This window comes from Nocardioides sp. zg-DK7169 (assembly GCF_013155365.1).
In the GTDB taxonomy this organism is placed as follows: Bacteria; Actinomycetota; Actinomycetes; order Propionibacteriales; family Nocardioidaceae; genus Nocardioides.
The window spans coordinates 218867-235187 of the sequence record NZ_JABJRA010000002.1; the positions used below are offsets into that span (position 1 = coordinate 218867).

At 74.2% G+C, this 16321-nt stretch carries 12 protein-coding genes; 7 read left to right on the forward strand and 5 right to left on the reverse strand.

All coding sequences use genetic code 11. The features are described from left to right. Window positions 1–48 precede the first annotated feature (48 nt). The gene (gene pruA / locus HOQ23_RS03700) at window positions 49–1683 is read left to right on the forward strand and encodes an L-glutamate gamma-semialdehyde dehydrogenase (protein ID WP_172211959.1); all 1635 of its coding nucleotides are present in this window, start codon (window positions 49–51) and stop codon (window positions 1681–1683) included. A gap of 18 nt (window positions 1684–1701) precedes the next feature. On the opposite strand, the gene HOQ23_RS03705 is transcribed toward pruA, so the two are convergent. Next, on the reverse strand, window positions 1702–2190 hold the full coding sequence (locus HOQ23_RS03705; protein WP_172211961.1) for a DUF2505 domain-containing protein: 489 nt from the start codon (window positions 2188–2190) through the stop codon (window positions 1702–1704). A gap of 127 nt (window positions 2191–2317) precedes the next feature. On the opposite strand from HOQ23_RS03705, the gene HOQ23_RS03710 reads away from it, so the two are divergent. Genes HOQ23_RS03710 through HOQ23_RS03720 form a run of 3 tightly spaced genes read left to right on the forward strand, consistent with a single transcriptional unit; the run spans window position 2318 to window position 8854 of the window. After that, window positions 2318–3109, forward strand: coding sequence for a tryptophan 2,3-dioxygenase (locus HOQ23_RS03710; protein WP_172211963.1), 792 nt, complete (start codon window positions 2318–2320; stop codon window positions 3107–3109). Between the two features lie 60 nt (window positions 3110–3169). Next, window positions 3170–8056: an NAD-glutamate dehydrogenase gene (locus tag HOQ23_RS03715; protein WP_172212432.1), complete on the forward strand. Its 4887-nt coding sequence runs from the start codon at window positions 3170–3172 to the stop codon at window positions 8054–8056. 51 nt (window positions 8057–8107) lie between these two features. Continuing rightward, complete coding sequence (locus HOQ23_RS03720; protein ID WP_172211965.1) at window positions 8108–8854, forward strand: dienelactone hydrolase family protein; 747 nt, start codon at window positions 8108–8110, stop codon at window positions 8852–8854. 34 nt (window positions 8855–8888) lie between these two features. On the opposite strand, the gene HOQ23_RS03725 is transcribed toward HOQ23_RS03720, so the two are convergent. Further along, window positions 8889–9164 carry a hypothetical protein gene (locus tag HOQ23_RS03725; protein ID WP_172211967.1) on the reverse strand — a complete coding sequence of 92 codons (276 nt, stop codon included), beginning with the start codon at window positions 9162–9164 and terminating at the stop codon, window positions 8889–8891. 169 nt (window positions 9165–9333) lie between these two features. On the opposite strand from HOQ23_RS03725, the gene dps reads away from it, so the two are divergent. Then, window positions 9334–9894, forward strand: coding sequence for a DNA starvation/stationary phase protection protein Dps (gene dps / locus HOQ23_RS03730; protein WP_172211969.1), 561 nt, complete (start codon window positions 9334–9336; stop codon window positions 9892–9894). Between the two features lie 92 nt (window positions 9895–9986). Here the strand turns inward: dps and HOQ23_RS03735 are convergent, their stop codons facing one another. Continuing rightward, window positions 9987–11015 carry a hypothetical protein gene (locus tag HOQ23_RS03735; protein ID WP_216653579.1) on the reverse strand — a complete coding sequence of 343 codons (1029 nt, stop codon included), beginning with the start codon at window positions 11013–11015 and terminating at the stop codon, window positions 9987–9989. A gap of 122 nt (window positions 11016–11137) precedes the next feature. Between HOQ23_RS03735 and HOQ23_RS03740 the strand changes: the two genes are divergently transcribed. Continuing rightward, a complete protein-coding gene (locus HOQ23_RS03740) occupies window positions 11138–11710 on the forward strand; it encodes a TetR/AcrR family transcriptional regulator (RefSeq protein WP_172211971.1) in 573 nt (190 codons plus the stop codon). Between the two features lie 44 nt (window positions 11711–11754). Further along, entirely contained in the window at window positions 11755–12972 is a 1218-nt protein-coding gene (locus HOQ23_RS03745; protein WP_172211973.1) for a cysteine desulfurase family protein, read from the forward strand. Here the strand turns inward: HOQ23_RS03745 and HOQ23_RS03750 are convergent. Beyond that, complete coding sequence (locus HOQ23_RS03750; RefSeq protein WP_172211975.1) at window positions 12901–14178, reverse strand: bifunctional glycosyltransferase family 2/GtrA family protein; 1278 nt, start codon at window positions 14176–14178, stop codon at window positions 12901–12903. The two genes, HOQ23_RS03745 and HOQ23_RS03750, sit on opposite strands and share 72 nt — an antisense overlap. Beyond that, entirely contained in the window at window positions 14175–16265 is a 2091-nt protein-coding gene (locus HOQ23_RS21140) for a glycosyltransferase family 39 protein (RefSeq protein WP_172211977.1), read from the reverse strand. Before HOQ23_RS21140 ends, HOQ23_RS03750 begins: the two co-directional genes overlap by 4 nt. Between the last annotated feature and the right edge of the window lie 56 nt (window positions 16266–16321).

Below are 16321 nucleotides of genomic sequence, written 5' to 3' on the forward strand. Positions count from 1 at the left end.
ACCCGCGAAACCCTTGGAGTGCCCGGGGAGCGGTGAGAGAGTCGGCGGATGGACGCCCTCACGACGCCGCCCGCCCCGGTCAACGAGCCGATCCTGACCTACGCACCCGGCAGCTCGGAGCGCGCCGACCTGCTCGGGGAGGTCGAGCGCCTGGAGGCCCGCTGCGTCGACCTCCCGGCGCACATCGGCGGTGAAAGGGTGTCCGGCGGGGGCGCGGAGGTCCCGGTCGTGCAGCCGCACGACCACGCGCACGTGCTCGGCGTGCTGCGCACCAGCACCCACGACGACGCGCGTGCCGCGCTCGCCGCCGCCCGGGAGGCCGCGCCGGGCTGGCGCGCGCTGCCGGCCGACGAGCGGGCCGCGGTCCTGCTGCGCGCAGCCGACCTGCTGGCCGGCCCGTGGCGCCAGCGGCTCAACGCCGCCACGATGCTGGGCCAGTCCAAGACGGTGGCCCAGGCCGAGATCGACAGCGCCTGCGAGCTCATCGACTTCTGGCGCTTCAACGTCCACTACGCCGCGCAGATCCTCGCCGAGCAGCCGATCGCCAATAGCCCGGGGGTCTGGAACCGCACCGACCACCGCCCGCTCGAGGGCGTCGTCTACGCGATCACGCCGTTCAACTTCACCGCCATCGCCGGCAACCTGCCCACCGCCCCGGCCCTGATGGGCAACACCGTCATCTGGAAGCCCTCACCGACCCAGCAGCTCGCCGCGTCGCTGACCATGGAGCTGCTGGAGGAGGCCGGCCTGCCGCCCGGGGTGATCAACATGCTGCCCGGCGACGGGGTCGCGGTCTCCGAGGTGGTGCTCGGCGACCCGGACCTGGCCGGCATCCACTTCACCGGGTCCACGCCGACCTTCCAGCACCTGTGGCGCACCGTGGGGGAGAACATCGCCTCCTACCGCACCTACCCGCGCCTGGTCGGCGAGACCGGCGGCAAGGACTTCGTCGTCGCGCACCCCTCCGCGGACCCCGACGTGCTGCGGACCGCGCTGATCCGCGGCGCCTTCGAGTACCAGGGCCAGAAGTGCTCCGCCGCCTCGCGCGCGTACGTCGCCCGCTCGGTGTGGGAGCGGATGCGCGACGACCTGGTCGCCGAGGTGGAGGCGCTGGCGATGGGCGACGTCACCGACCTGGGCAACTTCATGGGCGCCGTCATCGACGAGCGGGCCTTCGCCAAGCACCGCGCCGCCCTCGAACGGGCCCGGTCCACCGACTCCCTGCGGGTGCTCGCCGGCGGGCAGTGCGACGACTCGGTCGGCTGGTTCGTGCGCCCGACGGTCGTCGAGGGCGGCGACCCGACCGACGAGATGTTCCGCACCGAGTACTTCGGCCCGATCCTGGCCGTGCACGTCTACGAGGACGCCGACTTCGAGCGGGTCGTGGCGCAGATGGAGTCGTTCGCGCCGTACGCCCTCACCGGCGCGGTGATCGCCCGGGACCGGGCCGCGATCGCCTGGGCCAACGAGCGGCTGCGCTTCGCGGCCGGCAACTTCTACGTCAACGACAAGCCCACCGGGGCGGTCGTCGGTCAGCAGCCCTTCGGCGGCGGCCGGGCATCGGGCACCAACGACAAGGCCGGTGCCGCGAGCAACCTGCAGCGCTGGACCTCGCCGCGCTCGATCAAGGAGACCTTCGTTGCCCCGACCGACCACCGCTACCCGCACATGGGCACCGACTGAGCCGGCCGGTCGCCGGGCTCAGGACACCCGGGAGAGGTACTCGCGCCCGACGGCGTTCTCCACGTCGAGCGCCTTGCGGAGCATGTCGGCGACGAGCTTCTCCACCTTGCCGGCGACCAGTGGGATGCGCACCCGGATGTCGAGCTCGACCTGCTCGGTCGTGACGCCGGCGGTCTCGGACAGGGTCGCGGTGCCGGTCATCTCGCCCGGCTTGCCGGGGATCGTGACCTCGACGTCGGCGTGCTCGGTCGTCGTCCAGGTCTCCACCTGCACGATCCGGATCGAGTCGCCGACGATCCGGGTCGCGAAGGACGGCAGGCCGGCGGCGGACTGCACCTGCTCGATGGTGACCCGGTGGCCGGCGTCGAGCTCCTCGACGGCCGCCGAGGAGCTGAGCACCCGGGCGCGGGCGCACACCTCCTCGCGGAAGGCGGGGTCGAGCAGCATCGCGTGCACGTCGGCCAGCGGCGCGTCGTAGCTCAGGGTGTGGCTGACACGGGTGCCCATGGGCTCCATCTCCTTCGGTGGCGCGGCCGCTGTGCACGGGGAGGGAGCCGTGCCCGCCCGCGCCGAGCGGGTCAGCGCGATCGTGCCATGCCTCGCAAGCCCGGTCGGCGCGGGCTACGGTGCCCAGATGAGCGAGCCGTTCGTGTCCTTCGGGGAGCAGGGCGCGCAGCTGACCTACGGCAGCTACCTGCACCTGCCGCAGCTGCTCGACGCCCAGCACCTCGAGTCCGACCCGCCGGCCCACGACGAGCTGCTGTTCATCACCGTCCACCAGGTCTACGAGCTGTGGTTCAAGCAGCTGCTGCACGAGCTCGGCGCGGCCCGCGACGCGATGAGCGAGGGAGGGCTGTGGTGGGCGCGGCACCTGCTGCGCCGCGTGCACGTCATCGAGCGGGTGCTGGTGCAGCAGGTCGACGTGCTGGAGACGATGACCCCGCAGGACTTCCTGGAGTTCCGCCAGCGCCTCGCCCCTGCCAGCGGCTTCCAGTCGGCGCAGTTCCGCGAGCTGGAGTTCCTCTCCGGCGCCCGGGACCCGAGCTACCTCGAACGCTTCCGCGGCCTGACCCCCGACGAGGAGGCCCGCCTCGCCCGGCGGCTCGCCGAGCCGACCCTGTGGGACGCCTTCCTCGACGTGCTGCGCGCCCGGGGCCTCGACGTCGCCACCGAGGACGCCGTCGCCGCCTCGCTGCGCACGGTGTACGGCGACCGCGCGGCGTACGCCGAGGCCTGGTCGCTGGCCGAGGCGCTCCTGGAGCACGACGAGCTGGCGGCCGCGTGGCGAGCACGCCACGTGGTGATGGTCGAGCGGATGATCGGCGCGCGCTCCGGGACCGGCGGCTCCAGCGGGGCCGGCTACCTGCGCGGGCGGGTCGGGCTGCAGTACTACCCGCCGCTGTGGGATCTGCGCTCCGCGCTGTGAGCCTCCCGCGGGTCGAGGTTGGCTGCGTCATACCCGCGGCCTAGGGTCAGGGGCGTGTCAATGTCGACGCAGGTGGTCCAGAAGTCCGAGCTGATCGAGCAGGCTGCGCAGGTCGCGCGCGGAAGCCGCGGGAGCGGAGGTCCGCCGCCCGACGAGATCGACGCGCTGCTGGCGAACTACTACCGCCACGTCACGCCCGAGGACGTGCTCGGCCGCGCGCCCGTGGACGTCTACGGCGCGCTCGCCAGCCACTACGAGCTGGCGCAGGCCCGCCCGCAGGGCACCGCCGCGGTCCGGGTGGTGACGCCGACGCTGGCTGGGGACGGCTGGTCGGCGGCCGGTCACTCGGTGGTCGAGGTGGTCGTCGACGACATGCCGTTCCTCGTGGACTCCCTCACCGTCGAGCTCTCGCGCCAGCAGCGCGAGGTGCACGTGGTGATCCACCCGCAGTTCGACGCGGTCCGCGACATCACCGGCGCCCTGGTCTCGCTCGACCCGGTGCGCGACGGCTCGCGCAGCCCGGCCGGGGAGGCCGTGCGCGAGTCCTGGATGCACATCGAGGTGAGCCGGGTCCCGGGCGGCGAGGACGCCGAGGAGGTCGTCGAGAAGGTCCAGGCGGTGCTGCGCGACGTGCGCGACGCCACCGAGGACTGGCCGCGCACCCGCGGCCGGATGCTGGAGATCGTGGGCGAGCTCGGCGCCGAGCCGCCCCTCGGCCTGGACCCCGAGGAGGTCCGCCAGAGCCGCGAGCTGCTGAGTTGGCTCGCCGACGACCACTTCACCTTCCTCGGCTACCGCGAGTACGAGCTGTGCCGCGAGGGCGGCCAGGACCGGCTGCGTGCCGTGCCCGGCACCGGGCTGGGGATCCTGCGCGCGGACCCGGACATGTCCGCGGAGGCGGGGGCGCTGCCGCCGCGCGTGCGGGCCAAGGCGCGCGAGAAGACGCTGCTGGTGCTGGCCAAGGCCAACTCGAGGGCCACCGTGCACCGCCCGGCGTACCTGGACTACGTCGGCGTGAAGGTCTTCGACGAGTCCGGTGAGGTCGTGGGGGAGCGCCGGTTCCTGGGCCTGCTGTCCAGCTCGGCGTACGCCGAGTCGCTGGTGCGCATCCCGCTGCTGCGCGAGCGCGCGGCGGCGGTCCTGCGGCGCAGCGGGTTCGACCCGCGCAGCTACGCCGGGCGGGCGCTGATGGACACCCTGGAGACCTATCCGCGCGACGAGCTGCTGCACACCAGCGTCGACGAGCTCGCGCCGCTGGCCGAGGCCGCGATGCACGCGCGGGAGCGGCGGGCGGTGCGGGTGCTCACCCGCACCGACACCTACGGCCGCTACGTCTCGGTGCTCGTCTACCTGCCGCGCGACCGCTACAACACCACCGTGCGCGAGCGGTTCGCGCGGATCCTGCTCGAGCGGCTCGGCGGGGTCTCCACCGAGTTCACCGTCGGCATCAACCAGTCCACGACCGCGCGCGTGCACTTCGTGGTGCATCTGCCCGAGGGCAGCGAGCCCCCGGAGGTCGACACCGCCGACCTCGAGCGCCGCATGGCCGAGGCGTCGAGGTCCTGGCGCGACGACTTCCTCGGCGCGGTCATCAGCGAGTACGGCGAGGAGACCGGCGCCCAGCTGGGCCGCCGCTTCGCCGACGCCTGGCCGGAGGGCTACAAGGAGGACTTCTCCCCGCGCAGCGCCGCGGTCGACGCCGCCCGCCTGGAGGCGATCGAGGGCGAGGAGGGCCTCGACCTCGCGCTGCACAAGACCCCCGACGCCGACCGGGGCGAGATGCGGCTCAAGCTCTACCGGGTCGGCCCGCCGCTGTCGCTCTCGCGCGTGCTGCCGATGCTGTCCTCGATGGGCGTCGAGGTCGTCGACGAGCGGCCCTACGAGCTGGAGGGCCACGAGCGGCGCTTCGTGGTCTACGACTTCGGGCTGCGCCACGACGGCGATATGCCCCCGCACGGCCACGAGCTGTTCCAGGACGCCGTCCGGGCCTCGTGGGAGGGCTTCAACGAGACCGACGGCTTCAACGCGCTGGTGCTCGGCGCCGGGCTGACCTGGCGCCAGGCCACCCTGCTGCGCGCCTACGCCCGCTACATGCGCCAGGGCGGCTCGCCGTTCGCGCTCTCCACGATCCAGCACGCGCTGGTCGCCAACACCGACATCACCCGGCTGCTGGTGCGCCTGTTCGAGGCCCGCTTCGACCCCGGCGCGGGCCTCGCCCCGGACTCCGAGGAGCGGGTCGCCGAGGTCGACGACCTCGAGCAGGAGATCACCTCGGCCCTCGACGCGGTCGTCAGCCTGGACCACGACCGGATCCTGCGCTCCTACCTGACCCACGTCCGCGCCACCCTGCGGACCAACTACTTCCGCCCGATCGGGGACGACCCGGCGCGCGGCCCACGTCCCTACATCTCCCTCAAGCTCGAGCCCGCGGCGATCCCGGAGCTGCCCGAGCCGCGCCCGTCGTACGAGATCTTCGTGTACTCCCCTCGGGTCGAGGGTGTGCACCTGCGCTTCGGCGCGGTCGCGCGCGGAGGGCTGCGCTGGTCGGACCGGCGCGACGACTTCCGCACCGAGGTGCTCGGGCTGGTCAAGGCGCAGATGGTGAAGAACACCGTGATCGTCCCGGTCGGGGCGAAGGGCGGGTTCTACGCCAAGCAGCTGCCGCCGCCCGGGGACCGCGAGGCCTGGCTGGCCGAGGGGAAGGCCTGCTACCGCACCTTCATCTGCGGGCTGCTCGACGTCACCGACAACCTCGTCGACGCCGAGACGGTGCCGCCGCCCCACGTCGTACGCCACGACGGGGACGACAGCTACCTGGTGGTGGCCGCCGACAAGGGCACCGCGACCTTCTCCGACCTCGCCAACGAGGTGGCGGCCGACTACGGGTTCTGGCTCGGTGACGCCTTCGCCTCCGGCGGGTCGGTGGGCTACGACCACAAGGCGATGGGCATCACCGCGCGCGGCGCGTGGGTCTCGGTGCAGCGCCACTTCCGCGAGCGCGGGATCGACTGCCAGCGCGAGGACTTCACCGCCGTCGGGATCGGCGACATGAGCGGCGACGTGTTCGGCAACGGCATGCTCTGCTCCGAGCACACCCGCCTGGTAGCGGCCTTCGACCACCGCGACATCTTCCTCGACCCGACGCCCGACGCCGCGACGTCGTACGCCGAGCGCCGGCGGCTCTTCGAGCTGCCGCGCAGCAGCTGGCAGGACTACGACCGCGACCTGATCTCCGAGGGCGGCGGCGTGGTGTCCCGCTCGGCGAAGAAGGTCGAGATCAGCCCGCAGGTCCGGGCCGCGCTCGGTCTCGGCGACGACGTGGAGACACTGACCCCGGCGGAGCTGATGCGCGCGATCCTGTGCGCGCCGGTCGACCTGCTGTGGAACGGCGGGATCGGCACCTACGTCAAGGGCTCCGGGGAGTCGCACGCCGACGCCGGGGACAAGTCCAACGACGCGATCCGCGTCGACGGGCGCGAGGTGCGTGCCGCCTGCGTGGGCGAGGGCGGCAACCTGGGGTTCACCCAGGCCGGGCGGGTGGAGTACGCCCGCGAGGGCGGCGCCGGCCACGGTGGGCGGATCAACACCGACTTCATCGACAACTCCGCGGGCGTGGACACCTCCGACCACGAGGTCAACCTCAAGGTCCTGCTGGACCGGGTCGTACGCCGCGGGGACCTCACCACCAAGCAGCGCAACACGCTGCTGGCCGACATGACCGACGAGGTCGCGGCGCTGGTGCTGCACGACAACGACGAGCAGAACCTGGCGCTGGCCAACGCCCTGCACCACGCGCCGTCGATGCTGCACGTCCACGAGGACTGGATCCGCCAGCTGGAGCGGCGCGGCGTGCTCAACCGGGCCCTCGAGGGGCTGCCGAGCCGACGCGAAGTGGCCGCGCGCCTGGACCGCGAGGAGGGGCTCAGCGCGCCCGAGCTCTCGGTGGTGATGGCCTGGACCAAGATCGTGCTGGCCGACGAGCTGCTGGCCACCGACCTGCCCGAGGACCCCTATCTGGCCCGCGAGCTGTCCAGCTACTTCCCGCGCGCGGTCCGGGAGGGCTTCGCCGAGGAGGTCGACGCCCACCCGCTGCGTCGCCAGATCATCGTGACCCAGGTGGTCAACGACCTGGTCAACGGCGCCGGGATCACCTACTGGCCGCGGCTGGCGGGGGAGACCACCGCCTCGGCGGCGGAGCTGACCCGGGCCAACTTCGTGGCCCGCGAGATGTTCGGCTCCCTGGAGCTGCGCCGCGAGATCGCCACCTACGACAACCGCATCGACGCCGCGGTGCAGACCCGGATGCGCCTGGAGATGCGCACCCTGGTGGAGCGCGCGTCGCGCTGGCTGGTCACCACCCGGCGCGGGCCGCTGGACAGCATCGAGACCGTGGAGCGCTACCGCGGGCCGGTGCAGGAGGTGCTCGCACGGCTGCCCGAGCTGATGGTGGGCCGCGAGCTGGCGGCGTACCGGTCCCGGCTGGAGCGGTTGGTCGACGACGGGGTCCCGGAGGACCTCGCCTCCCGGGTCGCGGTGCTCGCGCCGGCCTCGATGCTGCTCGGCGTGATCGAGGTCGCCGAGCGCGAGGGGCTGGACCCGGACGAGGTGGTGCGCGTGCACGTGACCCTGGGCGAGCGGCTCGGCCTGCCGGGGCTGGCGCACCGGATCGCCTCGCTGCCGCGCGCCGACCGCTGGCAGACGATGGCGCGCGCCGCGCTGCGCGAGGACCTGCACGCGGTGCACACCCAGCTCACCGCGCGGGTGCTGGCGACGTCCTCGCCCGAGGACTCCGCACCCGCCCGGGTCGCGGCCTGGGAGGAGGCGGACCCCGCCGGGATCACCCGGGCCGCGGAGACGCTGGGCGACATCTGCTCCGACGACCAGACCGACCTGGCGCGGGTGTCGGTGGGGCTGCGCGTGGTGCGGGGGCTGCTCGCAAGCGGCTGAGGCGGTCGCCCCCGTCCGCGGACGGGGGCGGCCTCACTAGGCTTCTCGGTCATGGGACGCACCATCGAGATCGCGACGCCGGCGAGTGCCGCCGAGGCCTACCTGACCGGTGAGGACGTGCCCGGACGCCCGGGCGTGCTGCTCTACGTCGACGCGATCGGGCTGCGTCCGCGGATCGCGGAGATGGCCGACCGGATCGCCTCGTGGGGCCACGTCGTGCTGGCGCCGCACGTGTTCCACCGCGAGGGCCGCGCAGCCGACCTCGCCCCGCACGCCGACCTGCGCGTGCCCGGCAACCGCGAGGCCTTCTTCGCCGAGGCGATGCCCCGGGTGCACCGGCTGACCCCCGCGCTGTCCGACGCCGACGCCCCGGCCTGGCTCGCGGCGCTGCGCGAGCACGCCAGCGGCCCGATCGGGGTCACCGGCTACTGCATGGGAGCGCGGCTCGCGGTGCGCACCGCGGGGCTGTTCCCCGACGAGGTGGCCGCGGTGGGCGGGTTCCACGGCGGCAGGCTGGTGACCGAGGACCCCGACAGCCCTCACCTCGCGCTCGCCCGGGCCCGCGCGGAGTTCGTCTTCGGCCACGCGGCGAACGACGCCGCGATGCCGCCCGAGGCCGTCTCCGCCCTGGGCGAGGCGCTCGACGCGGCCGGCCTGCGCTCCGTCAACGAGGTCTACCCCGCCCCGCACGGCTACACGATGTCGGATTCCTCGGCGTACGACGAGGCCGCCACCGAGCGGCACTTCGCCGCCTTGGAGGAGCTGTTCGGGCGGGTGCTGGGGGCGGGCGCCCGCTAGCTGTCACGCGGGGCGCGGGCGCCGGCGCAGCGGCTCAGGGCGCCTCCCACTGCGAGGTGCCGGTGGGCTCCTCGGGCGGCGGGGAGGTGGTGGCGACCTCCTGGGCCGGGTCGGACTCGGGGACCTCGTCGACGACGATCTCCGGGCCGTGGCCCTCGCGGCCCTCCTCGCGGTTCTCCTGCTCCTCGGGCTCGCGGTCCACGCGCTCGACGGCGTCGGCGACGGAGACGTCCTCCTGCGCGGGGACGCCCTCGAGGTCGACGGGCCGGTCGCTGCCGGTGTGGCCGGGTCGGTTGGTCTCGGGGTGCATGCCGTCCGGGTACCCGCACGAGCCATCGGCTCACCCCGCTCGGGCCGCCGCGGAGGTCGCCGGCGGCTGCACGCAACCGCGCGCCCGCACCCGCGGCCCGCGCCCCGAACGACCCGCCACGGTCTGGTCAGGCCGTTTGTGGCGAATGGGCCACGGGTACCGCGTCGCCATGGCCACCACTTCGAAGCTCCACTACACCGTCCCCGGGATGAGCGCGAAAGACGCCAAGCGCACCGTCGCTCTCCTCCAGGACCGCCTCCACGCCTGCAACGACCTGCACCTGACGTTGAAGCACGTGCACTGGAACGTCGTGGGCCCCCACTTCATCGCCGTGCACGAGATGATCGACCCGCAGGTCGAGGCCGTCCGTGGGTTCGCCGACGACCTCGCCGAGCGGATCGCGACCCTCGGCGGCTCGCCGATGGGCACGCCGGGCGCGATCGTCAAGGAGCGCTCGTGGGACGAGTACTCCATCGGGCGGGCGACCACCCAGGAGCACCTCGGCGCGCTCGACCTCGTCTACCAGGGCGTGATCGCCAGCTACCGCGAGGGCATCGGCGAGCTCGGCGAGCTCGACCCGATCACCGAGGACATCTTCATCAGCCAGACCGAGCAGCTGGAGCTGTTCCACTGGTTCATCCGCGCCCACCTCGAGGACAAGGGCGGCAACCTCTCCACCGCCGGCGCCGAGACCGAGGTCGCCGCAGCGAAGGCAGCCGCCGGCTCCTGACCCCGTCGTACGACGCGGCCGCGCACCACCTCCACGGGTGCGCGGCCGTCGCCGTGTCCGGGCCCGGACGGGCCGGTCGGCGCACACCGGGATCAGGCGTCGGCGGCCGCAGATCGAGCCGCCGCGGGCCGGGTGCCGACGGTGTACAGCGCGAGGCCGACCAGGATCCACGCGAGCAGGGTGAGGCCCGGGACCAGCCCGCCGGCGCCGCCGAAGTACGCCGAGGAGCGGACCAGCGCGCCCGCGGCACCCGGGGGCAGGACCTGGCCGAAGGCACCCAGCCCGGAGGGCAGCCAGGCGCCGGTGGTCGCGATCCCGGCGAGCGGGTTGCCCAGGAACATCATCGTCATCGCGCCGATCGTGAAGCCCTTGCCGCCGAGGAGCTGCTTGAGGCCGGCGAGCGGGAACGCGAGGGCGCCGATGCCCAGGGCCATGGAGCCCGCGACCGGCCAGAAGCCGGTCTCGATGCTGCCGAACCAGAAGCGCAGGACGGCGGCGACCAGGAGGCCGCCGAGCAGTGCGAATCCGGCCAGCCCGGCCAGCCGCCAGCGGGTGCTGCGCGGGAAGATCGCGCCGAAGGCGACGACGGGGACGATGCCGCCGAAGACCAGCGGGAAGGCGAGCCCGCCGATGCCGATACCGGTGGGGTCGGCCTCCGGGAGCGGCACGATGTCGGTGAGCGTCACCTCGGTCCCGGCCGTCTCGCCCACCGCGGTGGCGGTGGCGCCCAGCGTCGCGGAGATGGCGGGCGAGCCGGCGCTGGCGACGAGCGCCTCCAGGCCGTCGTCGGTGACCACGAACCCGCCCACGACCTCGCGGTCGCGCACGGCGTCCGCGAGGGCGTCGCGGGAGGCGAGCCGTTCCACGTCGTACGCGTCGGGGGCGGTGGCGGTCACGGCCTCCTCGAGCGCGGCGGTGGCGGAGGCCTCGCCGACGATGCCGATCGGCAGGTCGTGGGCCCCGCTCTTGAGCGAGGGGAGGATGAAGACCGCCAGCAGGAGCACCAGGATCGCGCCCAGCCCGGCGCTCATGCCGACGAGCCGTGCCAGGGGCGGCAGCGGACGGCGGCCGCCCGGCGCTGCGGCGGGGGCCTCGGTCGCGGGGGGAGGGGTCTGGGTCATCACGGTCCTTTTCCTTAAGCGGAGGAAGATCCTCCGCTTATGAGGAGGACTATGCTCCGCTTCGCCGGTGGGATCAACTCGGCGTGATCAGCTCGGCGCGGGACGCCGGCGAGGAGGGGTCGATGCGGGCGGATGCGGCGAGGCGGCGTGCGGCGATCGTGGAGGCCGGGCGCAACCTGTTCGCCGAGCGCGGCAGCGAAGTCGCCCTCGACACCGTGGCGGAGGCGGCCGGCGTCGGGATCGCGACGCTGTACCGCAACTTCGACTCGCGCGGTGCGCTCCTGGACGAGGTCGCGCTGGCGATCCTCGCCGACCTCGAGGCCGCGGCGGAGGAGGCCGTGACGGGTCTCGACACGGCGCCGGGCCCGGCGTGGGAGACCTGCCTGCGGCGCCTCGTCGACCTGGACCTCGGGGCGCTGACCGCCGCCCTGGCCGAGCACGTCGCCGACGCCCTGGCCCCGCCGGTGCGCGAGGCCCAGGACCGCACCCTCGCTCGGCTCGACGAGCTGCTCGCCGCCGTGCGGGAGCACCGCCTGGTGCGTCCCGACCTCACCGCCCTCGAGCTGGTGATCGCGGTGGGCACGATCACCCGGCCGCAGCCGGCGTCGGTGCTGCTGGTCGCGCCCGACCTCCAGGCGCGCCTGGTCTCGATCCTGCTCGCGGGCCTGCGTCCACAGGACCCGCCGCCGCGCTGACGCGACGGACCCGAGTCCGCGGCGCGGGTCCCTAGGCTGGCCCGATGAACCGGACGAACCGGACGAACCGGACGGGTGCCCTGCCGCAGGAGCCCGTCGGCCTGCGCGACGGGCCGGTCTACCTCGACCACAACGCCACCACGCCCGTGGACCCGCGGGTGACCGCGGCGGCGCTGCCGTACCTGATGCAGGACTTCGGCAACCCGTCCAGCTCGCACGCCCTCGGGCGCCGGCCGCACGAGGCCGTGGAGCAGGCCCGCGCCGACGTCGCGCGGCTCCTCGGGGCCGGCCCCGGCGACGTGGTGTTCACCGGGTCCGGCTCCGAGGCGAACCTGCTGGCGCTGCGCGGCAGCGTGCTGAGCCCGTCGGCTCCCCGCTCGCACGTCGTCACCCAGGCCACCGAGCACCCCGCGGTGCTGGCCACCTGCGCCGCACTCGCGCGCCACCACGGCACGCAGGTCACCGTGCTGCCCGTCGGCGCCGACGGCCTGGTGGAGGTGGACCTCCTCGAGGACCTGCTGGCGCGGCCCGCCTCCGCGGCGACGGCGGGGGAGCGGAGCGTGGTCTCGATGATGGCCGCGAACAACGAGACCGGCGCGCTCCAGCCGGTGCGGGAGCTCGCGGCCGTCGCCCGGCGCCACGGGGCCCTGGTCCACTGCGACGCGGCGCAGGCGGCGGGGAAGGTCGAGCTCGACGTCGAGGATCTCGGCGTCGACCTGCTCACCGTGGTCGGTCACAAGATGTACGCCCCGAAGGGGGTCGCGGCGCTCCACGTGCGTGCGGGCCTCGACCTCGAGCCGGTCGTCTACGGAGGCGGCCAGGAGGGCGGGCTGCGGGCGGGGACCGAGAACGTCGCCCTCGTCGTCGCGCTCGCCGCGGCGGCCCGGCTCGCCGCGGCCGACCTGGCCGAGGGCGTCCCGGAGCGGCTGGCGCTCCTCCGCGACCGGCTGCACCGCGGGCTCGAGCAGCTGCACCCCGGTGGCGTCGTGCTGAACGGGCCGGTGCGCGAGCGGCTGCCCAACACGCTCAACGTCAGCCTCGCCGGGGTGGTGGCCCACGACCTGCTCGCCGCGCTGCCCGGGGTCGCGGCCTCGACCGGCTCGGCCTGCCACAGCGGGCAGCACACCCCCTCGCCGGTGCTGACCGCGATGGGTGCCGACCGCGACCGCGCCCTCGGGGCGCTCCGGTTCTCAGTCGGTCGCTGGACCACGCCCGCGGACGTCGACCTCGCGCTGGAGGAGATCGCCCGGGCGGTGCGCTGAGCGGCGGCGCCCGGTGAACACCCAGACCCGCATCGCCACGAACCGCAGGACGGTCACCGCGAGGTTCGTCAGCGTCAGCACCGCGACCTCCACGCCCCCGTCGTCGATTCCGGCGGCGTGCAGCAGCCACAGCGACCCGCTGGTGGCCACGAGTCCGGCGCCGAAGACGGCGAGGCCTCGCAGCTGGTGGCGCACCGCTCCGTCGCGTCCGCGCACGCCGAAGGTGAGGCGCCGGTTCGCGGCGGTGTTCGCGACCGCGGTCAGGAGCAGCGCCACCAGGTTGGCCAGGAACGGCGAGACCGCGCCCCGCAGCAGCAGGAACAGCACCGCGTAGGCCAGCGTCGAGGCGGCCCCGACCAGCCCGAACATCACCAGCTGCATGCCGAGGCGACCGCCGCCGGCGCCCGCCGAGGCGCGGCCCAGCCGGGCCGCGACGTCGGAGACCGGGACCCGGCCCGACACCAGCGCGGTGCCCACGCGCACGATGCCGCGCAGGTCCTCGAGCGCGGTGCGCACGAGGTCGACCCGGCTGTCGGGGTCGTCGACCCAGTCGACCGGCACCTCGTGGATGCGCAGGCCGGCGCGCTCGGCGAGCACCAGCAGCTCGGTGTCGAAGAACCAGGCGTCGTCGTGCACCAGCGGCAGCAGCTCGCGGGCGATGTCGGCGCGGATCGCCTTGAACCCGCACTGGGCGTCGGAGAACCGCGCCCGCAGCGTGCCGCGCAGCAGCACGTTGTAGCAGCGCGAGATCAGCTCCCGCTTGGGTCCGCGCTCCACCCGCGAGGCGCGGTTCAGGCGCGTGCCGATCGCCAGGTCGGAGTGCCCGCTGATGAGCGGCGCCACCAGCGGGAGGAGCGCGTTGAGGTCGGTGGAGAGGTCGACGTCCATGTAGACCAGCACGGCGGCCTCGGAGGTGGACCAGACCTTCTTCAACGCCCGCCCGCGGCCATTCTCGGGTAGGTGCACGACCCGGAGGTCGTCGTACGCACGCGCCAGGCGGTGCGCGATCACGGCGGTGCCGTCGGTGCTGGCGTTGTCGGCGATCGTCACCCGCGCCGGCCAGGGGAGCGTCGCCAGGTGGGCACGCACCCGCTCGACCGAAGCGGCCAGGTCCCGCTCCTCGTTGTGGACCGGGATCACCACGTCGAGGGTCGCCGGGGCGGAGGTCGGCCCGAGGGCCGTGACGGTCGAGGACAGGGCGCTCATGCCGCACCTCCGAGCTCGCCGAGGTCGCTGGTCGGGCTGGTCAGGTCGTACACCGTGACGCCGTCGACGGTGGTCGGGGTGAAGGCCTGCTCCACCCACGCGGAGATCTCGCTGCTCGCCTGCGAGCCGCCCATCGAGGGGCCGAAGCCGTCCCCTCCGATGAAGTAGTGGATCTCGCCGTCCGCGACCAGCTGCTGGAACTCCGTGAGCGTCGGGCTCGGGTCGGAGCCGTTGAAACCGCCGATCGCCATCACCGGCTCCTCGGTGGCGAGCTGGTAGCCCGCCGCGCTGTTGGAGCCCACGGCGGCCGCGACCCAGGTGTGGTCCTCGGCGTCCTGCTCGAGCAGCGCGGTCAGCTCCTCGCCCGGCTCGCTGCCGTGCAGGAGACCTCCGGGGCCGCCGCCCTGCCCGGGCGCCTGGCCCGGCGACTGTCCTTGGCCCGGGGGCTGGCCGGGAAGCTGACCCTGGCCGGGCGGGGCGCCGAAGCCGCCGCCGGGAGCGCCACCCGGACCACCCGGGCCGCCGCCGGGACCTCCGCCCGGGCCACCACCGACGACGCTCGGGCCGGCAGTCGGCATGGACCCGACGTGCGGGGTGCTCGCGGTCTGCACGGCGTACGCCGCGGGGCCGGCCAGGGCGACGACCAGCGCGACCGCCACGGTGGCGAGGAGCGCGCGGCGCGGCAGCCAGGAGAGGGCGAGGAGTGCCGCCGCGGCCAGCAGGCCGACGACGAGGACCACCCAGCGCAGCCACGGCACGAACTCGGGGCTACGCCCGAGCAGCACGAAGGCGGTGAAGGCGGTCGTGGCGACGCTCAGCACGGCCACACCAGTGGCCGTCGCGGTGTGGCGGTGCTGCCAGACCAGGGCGGCGCCGATGCCGACGAGCGCGGCGATCGCCGGCGCGAGCGCGACGGTGTAGTAGGCGTGGAAGATGCCGGCCATCAGGCTGAAGGTCAGACCGGTGACCAGCAGCCAGCCGCCCCACAGGACCAGCGCGGCGCGGGTCAGGTCGGAGCGCGCCCGGCTGCGGGTGAACCACAGGCCGGCGACGAGCAGGATCAGCGCGGCGGGCAGCAGCCAGGCGATCTGGCCGCCGATCTCGCCGGAGAACATCCGGCCCAGGCCGGTCTCGCCCCACGAGGGGCCGCCGCCCCCTCCCGGACCACCCCCGCCCACGGCGCCGGTCTCGTTGCCGTTGAGGCGACCGAAGCCGTTGTAGCCCAGGGTCAGCTCGATGATCGAGTCGTGCTGGGAGCCGCCGATGTAGGGACGGCTGGCGGCCGGCCACAGCTCGACGATCGCGACCCACCAGCCGCCGGCCAGGACCATGGAGCCGAACGCGACCAGCAGGTGGCCGAGCCGCGTGGGCACGGTGGCCCGCCCGGCCATCAGGTAGACCAGCGCGAACGCCGGCAGGACCAGGAACGCCTGGAGCATCTTGGTCAGGAACGCCAGCCCGACCAGTGCCCCGGCCAGTGCGAGCCAGCGCACCGGGTGCCGCGCCGGGACGTCGGGGTTGCCCGGGTTGCCGGGGTCGTCGGCGGCACGGGGCTCCAGCGCGCGCAGCACGGCGTACGCCGAGGCGACGAGCAGCAGCACGAGCAGCGCGTCGGGGTTGTTGAAGCGGAACATCAGCGCGGCCACCGGCGTCAGCGCGAGGGCCGCGCCGGCGAGCAGTCCGGCGCCGCCGGACCCGGTGCAGCGGCGGACCGTCGCGCTCAGCAGCCACACCGACAGCACGCCGGCGATCGCCTGCGGCACCAGGATCGACCACGACGACAGCCCGAAGAGCCGCACCGCCAGGGCCATCGGCCACAGCGAGAGCGGGGTCTTGTCCACGGTGATGCTGTTCGCGGCGTCGGAGGAGCCGAAGAAGAAGGCCGTCCAGGACTCCGACCCGGCCTGCGCGGCGGCGGAGTAGAAGGTGTTGGCCCACCCGGAGGCGTCGAGACCCCACAGGTAGAGCACGGCGGTGGCGGTCAGCAGGGCAGCCAGCCCGAGGCGGTGGGTGCGGCCCGACCAGCGGGCGGGCGATGCCGCGGTGTCCGGCTGGCGGGGCTCGGGGAGCACGGTCGTGGCGGTCATGGCACCACCGTGCGGCGCGGCGTTGGGCCTGCTCCGTGCCCCGGCTGTGGGTCTGC